The following is a 6,000-nucleotide window of genomic DNA, read 5'->3' on the forward strand; positions in this document are numbered from 1 at the left end:
TGATGATTTCTTTAAGCAATTCTGGTAATTGATCCGGGCTAATATAACCGGATGTCGATGTCAGGAACCGGTCATCGCGAGTCACCTCTGCTATCTTTCCGGCAGTTTCTGTGACTGTATTCTGACTACCGCACTTAGGGCACTTTAACGGCATAATCATTCTCCACGTTAAGGGACGCTAAAATCACTGTTCTTTACTGGTAGCTACGGGGGTTAATAGAAGGTCGGTAACACCCTGCCCGGTCTGACGCATTCGCTCTGGTGTCAGTTTTGCGTAGCGCTCCGTACTCTGAATACTGGCATGCGCCAACTGGGCTTTAACGTCATACAGACTGTACTGTCCACTGGAGACAAGTAATGATGCGACGGAATGGCGCGTGGTGTGGAAACAGACTTCACTTTTATCTATCCCGCACTCTGCCAGTATTTTTTCATAGGCCACCGGGGTTCAGATATCGGTTTTCCATTATCTTTTACGGCAAACAGATAGGGATTGCTGCCAGCCCGTGGGATCGAATCAATAATCGACAACGCGACATCACTGAGATACACAGTTCTGCTGCGACCATTCTTAGTATAAGGAATGAACAAGGACCTGTTATCCCGATCAATATGTTTGTGCATGACGTTAAGCATTTCTGATTTGCGGGTACCGGTTAACAACAGCATGGCTATCAGTCCCCCGGCAGCCTTATTGGGATATCGTGCCGCAGCGTCGAGGATCCTCCTGATCTCATCAGCGTCAAAAAAGCGCGTCCGCTGATTGTTCTCCTTCAGCAAAGGGATCTTATCGGCTTCATTCTTCTCAAGGACATCCTGTCGTAGCGCATAACGCCCCATAGTTTTCAGAATAGCCAGTGCCCTGTTACAGGTAGACGGTGCATACTGCTGGCCGTGAATACGGCCCTCAAGCATGTCGAAAAGCACCTGCTGGATTTCCCGGGCCCGAAGGTCGCAGTAACGTATCTTCCCCAGACGAGGTTCAATGTATTGCGTGAAACGCTGAACATCCTTATCCCAGGACTTTTTATGGCGCTTGATGAACGGAACATAGGTCTGGTGAAAAAACTCACTAAGCGTTGGCATCGCCCGATAATTATCGCGCTCTGCCTTAGGGTCATTTCCCAGTGCAATCGCCTCCTTGTGACGACGAGCTATCTGACGGGCTGTCCCCACATCGATTTCAGGGAATCTGCCAATACTGATACTTTTTTTGGTACCGTGGAATGTGTAGCGCAGGAGGAAACGTTTGTTACCCGTTCGACCTGAGAGGCATTTGAGGCCAATTACTTCGGTATCAGATACCTCAAGCTCTGTAGACCTGGTATCTGTGTTTGCCGGAAGGGCTTTGATGGATGAATTGGTGAATCGGAAGGATTTTTGCATAATTATCCTCATGTATCTGATTGATATCATGAAAATAATATATATCTGAAGGTGTATTTATTACGGGATAGGATTGAAGAATGGAAAGGCTATTAGACGCGTACAAACGGATATTACAGGAAGTTGACGCCCAGTCATTTAACCTGAATGAGGATAAATACTCAGGCGTCTTTTTACCTGTGCCCTTTGAAGAATACGGGCACTCACCGGTAAAAATCATGCTGGTTGGACGTGAAACCGCTGGCTGGAATACGCTGAATTGTAAGAATACGATATCACGGGTGTTGGGACTTATACCTGACGTCACCATCGGGCAGGTGGTTGCAGAGGCTGTAGATCGTTACAGGAATCATCTTCCGGTACAAAATGATGGCACCACAAACCTCAAATCACGTAGCCGCTTCACGCAATATCATTTCCGGCTTGCCCGGGAGCTCGATATTCATCCTCAGTCAATCGTGTATGCCAATTTACTGGCGTGGGATTACGACGGACTGACCCCTCTCAATCGCCCTCAAAATGAAGTGCAGGAAGTCATATTAGCCTCGCTGAAACTGCTGGCGGTACAAATTAAACACCTTGAGCCTGATTTCATCATCTTTGCATCCGGAGCCCAGAGAACAGACTACATCATAAAACAGGTGCTTACTGAGCTAGGCGGCTATGTGACTTCTTCAGTCATTCCGGGGAAGCTGTGGGAGTTCAAAACCGGTAATACAATCTGTTATAGAATTGCCCATCCAAGGGCTATGCGCGGACACCAGAAGTACAGAGATGAGGTGATTGCACGAATTAAGCAACTTTGTACTCAGGGTGGCTAGAGCATTACAGCTTGCTCAGCAGGCCCCCCCTTCCCGGAAGAGTAGCGGGAAACAGGCAAAGCGGCCTGGTTCTCTATGCTAGAGGCGACACGTTCGATTCGGCATTGCCAGGCTGGAGATTGCAGCTCATTGCACCCCGTGAGCACAGGATATGCACAGGACGTGAATTTCAGGCATAAAAAAACCACCCGAAGGTGGTTTCCACGACACTGCTTTATCATTGATTTTATTGCTTTTATTCCCATGGTGCCCGGGGCGGGACTTGAACCCGCACAGCGCGAACGCCGAGGGATTTTAAATCCCTTGTGTCTACCGATTTCACCACCCGGGCTCGGGAAGAAAGTGGAGGCGCGTTCCGGAGTCGAACCGGACTAGACGGATTTGCAATCCGCTACATAACCGCTTTGCTAACGCGCCAAAACTTTTTACCTTTGCAGGCTGTAACAGAATTTCTGCTACATAAATTTGGAGCGGGAAACGAGACTCGAACTCGCGACCCCGACCTTGGCAAGGTCGTGCTCTACCAACTGAGCTATTCCCGCAAAATCATTTTAATTAAGCTTAAAGCTAATCATTTGATTTTACTATCTTCTGGCAAGCTGTGCTGCCGTTCGATGCGTTGCATTCTACTTACCTGACGCGGTGAGTCAACGAAATTTTCAGTTACCGCGCTCCGTTTGCTGAATTTTGCACCGTACCGATCACGCTTCACGCAATTACCGCCCCAAAGCGGCTAAAAATTAGCTCATCAAAGAGGAAAGGATCAAATATCTCCTTTTTCCTCCGCGTTGAAATAGCGGCACAACAGTTGCCAGAAATAATGAGCGGCAGGCGTTAAACGATGATCTCCGTTACGCAATAGGTGACATTGGCTCTCACGCGCTAAACGGTGGTTGATAGGAACAGCCACCAGTTCACCACGCGCCAATGGCTCTTTAATCGACTGTGCGGTCATAAACGCGATACCGAGTCCCGCCTGGCTCAAGGCAATGGCACTGGAAAATAAATTGCAGCAGTATGAGGGCGTATAAATCACCCCTTCACTTTTAAAGATGGCATTCATGTAGCGTTGCAGGCCAAAGTTTTCATTCATCGCGATTAGTCGATGTTGGCCCAGTTCGGCAATTCCAACACTGGGCAAACTCGCAACAGGATGTTCCGGCGGGACAATGGCACAAATCGGGCCACGGTTAAAACTATGGCATGTTAATCCGTGAGCCCCCGTTGGCCCAAAGCTGACTGACATATCCACTTCACCCTTGGTAATCAGCATCACCGTCGTTTGCATATCACCTGACATCAAATTCACAAAGACACTGGGATAGGCCGCGGAAAACTCCTTCACAACATACTTAACCACATCTTCAACCATCCCCTGCCCGACACGGATATTAATTGATCCACCGCGCATATGGCGTAGATCCTGAAGCTGGCGTTCTAATTGTTCCCGCCGCAGGCAAGTCCTTGCATATTCATCTGCCAGCAGCAGCCCTGCCTCCGTCAGTACAACGTTACGCCCGCGCCGTTCGAGCAGCGGCAGTTGCAAGCTCCGTTCAAGAAATGAAAGCTGTCGGCTCACAACTGACGGATTAATGCCCAAGACATCTGCTGCGCGGCGAATGCCACCATGCTCACCAACCAAATACAAATAGCTTATGGGCTTTTCAGGATACGTGGACAACATCATATTTTTCGCCTGTCTGTTGCTCTCAGGTCAACAATATTAGCATTTGCAGTACATTTTTTTAACACCCCTTCCTGCGCATACTGTCCATGATCCTGAAGACAGAAAGGGCACAACATGAAAAATATAAAAGATTATTTGCAGCAACATTTCTCTGAAATTATTGCTGATATCAAGCTACTGGTGCAGGCCGAGTCCCCTTCCACTAACAAAAATGCGGTAGATCATTGCGGTGAAGTACTACAGCATATTTTCCAGAAACGTCTGGGGATACCGGCAGAAGTGGATGCGCAGCAACACTTTGGCAATAACCTCAAATTCACTTTCGGTGATGACGAGCCACAAACCACCATTCTGGGGCATTTTGATACCGTATGGGATACAGGTGTTCTGGAAATGCGTGAAGATAACGGCAAGCTTCATGGCCCAGGCATATTAGATATGAAAGCCGGTTTGGTGCAGGCCATCTGGGCAGTACGCGCCCTCGCAGCATTGGATCTATTAGTCGGCCAGCGCGTCGTTTTCTTATGTAACAGTGACGAGGAATTGGGCAGCCCCGGCTCAAAAAACTGGCTATCACATCATGCACAAGGCTCGTCTCAGGTTCTGGTGATGGAACCCGCTATAGCAGGCAGCGGCGCGTTAAAAATCGCCCGCAAAGGGACAGGTCGTTATGACGTTTCTATAACGGGGTTAGCCGCTCATGCGGGTAATAACCCGGAAGAAGGTATTAGCGCGGTGCAGGAAATGGCACAGCAAATTCTGTTCCTGCATAGTTTAAATGCTCCTGAACTCGGCACGACAGTCAATGTCGGCATAGCGCATGGCGGGAGCCGCGCGAACGTAGTGGCGGAGCATGCTGAGCTGAGTGTTGATACCCGGGTCACTTGCGAGCAAGAAGCGGTACGTATTCACAATGCTATTAGCCAACTCACGCCATATACCGCGGCGGTTTCATTAACCGTCTCGGGGGGCCAGAATCGCCCGCCAATGCGGCAAACTCCAGCATCCACTGCTCTTCTTGAAAGAGCACAGCGAGTGGCACACGCACTGGAATTTTCTGTTGAAGGGAAAGCTGTTGGCGGCGGCAGTGACGGTAATTTTACCGCTGCTATGGGTTTGCCTACCCTGGACGGCCTTGGAGCCTCAGGCGCAGGAATTCACGCCCGGCACGAACATATTCTTATTGCTGACATTGCCCCCCGTGCGGCCCTGGTCGCCGGAATGATCCTCGGTAACGTGACTATTGAAGGGTAAATACGATGCTTCAATTAAATATTAATAACGACAATGCTGCCATTTCGCCGCCCAAAAGCGGGCAAAGTCCCTATTTGCTGCTGTTTATTATTCTGGTGCTGGCAGCACTGGCAACGTGGCTAATTCCCGCCGGAGAATTTGACTTCATCACCCGCGACGGGATTAAGTTTGCCGTGAAAGACAGCCTGCATGCCGTCCCACAATCTGGAATCTACCCGCTTGAGATATTTACAGCGATTGTCAGCGGTATGGTCAAATCCGCGCCAATTATCTTCTTAATACTGTTTACTGGCGGCGTGCTGGCCGTGGTGGAATCAACCGGAGCTATCGCCGCAGTTCTTAATCATCTGTCACGCAGCACTCACCTAAGCGATACGCGTATTATCCTGGTCTTCGGCGTGATTTTTGCTTTATTGGGTACCACAGGAGTGGTAGTCAACGCCGTCGTAGCCTTTGTTCCCATTGGTCTGTTGGTTGCACGCTCAATAGGCTTGCCGCCAATTCTGGGTGCCTCGCTGGTGTATTTAACCTGCGCATCCGGATTTAACGTCGCTATTTTAAATCCTGCCACCACTGGGCTAACTCAACATTTAGCTCAACTCCCACTGTTTTCCGGAATGCTATTACGCGGCCTGACTTGCCTGCTGTTTGTATCCACTGCCGTGGGGTATTTAATCTGGCATGTTCGCCGCGAGCGGCTTCAGGGCCGTGGTCGCCCTCAACTGGACACATCGGCAGAAAGCAGAATGGTGATATCTGGCCGCCACAAACTGATTCTGACAACCACGGCGCTGGCATTACTGATTTTCATCGGCGGAACAATTAAGTTTCACTGGGGAACGGATGAAATGT

5 protein-coding genes, 3 tRNA genes and 1 pseudogene are annotated in these 6,000 nt (G+C 49.5%); 3 read left to right on the forward strand and 6 right to left on the reverse strand.

Annotation, left to right across the window (positions count from 1 at the left end):
• Positions 1-184 precede the first annotated feature (184 nt).
• Positions 185-442: a tyrosine-type recombinase/integrase gene (locus MES37_RS24945; protein ID WP_443107146.1), complete on the reverse strand. Its 258-nt coding sequence runs from the start codon at positions 440-442 to the stop codon at positions 185-187.
• Positions 406-1,386 (reverse strand): integrase family protein, encoded by a 981-nt coding sequence (locus MES37_RS13380; protein ID WP_273694113.1) that lies wholly within the window; start codon positions 1,384-1,386, stop codon positions 406-408. The genes MES37_RS24945 and MES37_RS13380 overlap by 37 nt, the downstream gene beginning before the upstream one ends.
• 80 nt (positions 1,387-1,466) lie before the next feature.
• Here MES37_RS13380 and MES37_RS13385 point away from each other — a divergent pair, with 80 nt between their 5' ends.
• Entirely contained in the window at positions 1,467-2,207 is a 741-nt protein-coding gene (locus MES37_RS13385; RefSeq protein WP_237931724.1) for a hypothetical protein, read from the forward strand.
• A 244-nt stretch (positions 2,208-2,451) separates the two neighbouring features.
• Here MES37_RS13385 and MES37_RS13390 read toward each other — a convergent pair.
• The 4 genes from MES37_RS13390 to MES37_RS13405 all read right to left on the reverse strand — a co-directional run bounded on the left by MES37_RS13390 (position 2,452) and on the right by MES37_RS13405 (position 3,894).
• Positions 2,452-2,538 (reverse strand) — tRNA-Leu (locus MES37_RS13390).
• Positions 2,539-2,550: 12 nt separating this feature from the next.
• Positions 2,551-2,624: transfer RNA gene (locus MES37_RS13395), tRNA-Cys, on the reverse strand.
• 49 nt (positions 2,625-2,673) lie between these two features.
• A tRNA-Gly gene (locus MES37_RS13400) sits at positions 2,674-2,749 on the reverse strand.
• Between the two features lie 221 nt (positions 2,750-2,970).
• Positions 2,971-3,894, reverse strand: coding sequence for a LysR family transcriptional regulator (locus tag MES37_RS13405; protein WP_208111304.1), 924 nt, complete (start codon positions 3,892-3,894; stop codon positions 2,971-2,973).
• Positions 3,895-4,008: 114 nt separating this feature from the next.
• Here MES37_RS13405 and MES37_RS13410 point away from each other — a divergent pair, with 114 nt between their 5' ends.
• Complete coding sequence (locus MES37_RS13410) at positions 4,009-5,148, forward strand: M20 family metallopeptidase (protein ID WP_237931726.1); 1,140 nt, start codon at positions 4,009-4,011, stop codon at positions 5,146-5,148.
• Between the two features lie 5 nt (positions 5,149-5,153).
• Positions 5,154-6,000, forward strand: a pseudogene (locus MES37_RS13415) (YfcC family protein); the annotation flags it as partial.

The sequence above is a fragment of the Buttiauxella sp. S19-1 genome (assembly GCF_022134725.1).
Classification (GTDB): Bacteria; Pseudomonadota; Gammaproteobacteria; order Enterobacterales; family Enterobacteriaceae; genus Buttiauxella; species Buttiauxella ferragutiae.